The sequence below is a fragment of the Catenulispora yoronensis genome (assembly GCF_039531695.1).
In the GTDB taxonomy this organism is placed as follows: Bacteria; Actinomycetota; Actinomycetes; order Streptomycetales; family Catenulisporaceae; genus Catenulispora; species Catenulispora yoronensis.
This window is the reverse complement of record NZ_BAAAQN010000174.1, coordinates 1-680: the sequence shown is the minus strand read 5'-3', so window position 1 is coordinate 680 and position 680 is coordinate 1. Positions and strand designations below refer to the sequence as shown.

Genomic DNA, 680 nt, shown 5'->3' with positions numbered 1-680 from the left:
CAGCAATAAACAACTCACCCACCGCCCCAACCGGCACCGGGCTCAAATGACGATCCAAAACATACAACCGCGTATTCGGCAACGGACCACCAATCGGCGTCGGCTCATCAACACCAACCCTGACATCAGCCAGATCACTGACACTGGAGTCGATCGTCGCCTCCGTCACACCATAAGCCGTCAACAACCGCACCCCACCACCCAACACCCGCCGCGCCCGCGCCACCCCCGAACCCCGCCACAAATCAGGAATCGCCACCAACAACCGCAAACTATCAACCTCAATATTTGTAGCCTCAACATAGTCAACAAGCCGATCCAGATAACGCGGCGAACATTCGAACGCATTCACCCGCTCACGACGGATCGTCTCCACCCACTCCGCAGTAGAGAGCTGCAACCCCACCGGCGCCACCACCAACGAACCACCAGAACACAACGCCCGCACCACATCACCAGTGAACACATCAAAACTGACACTGTTCATCGCCAGCCACCGCAACCCCACACCACCCGGAAAATGCGTCCCCGCCCAACCAGTAAACGTACTGACCAACGCCTCATGCGTAACCAAAACACCCTTCGGACGACCCGTCGAACCCGACGTATAAATCACCACAGCCGCCTGACCCGCAACCACCCGGACACCAAGATCCAAAGAGGACTCGGCATCAATCGCC

General features: G+C 57.9%; 1 protein-coding gene. It reads right to left on the bottom strand.

What is annotated here, in order from left to right; translation table 11 throughout:
* Positions 1-680: AMP-binding protein (locus ABD481_RS46625; protein ID WP_344672341.1), on the bottom strand; the 680-nt coding region annotated here is incomplete at both ends.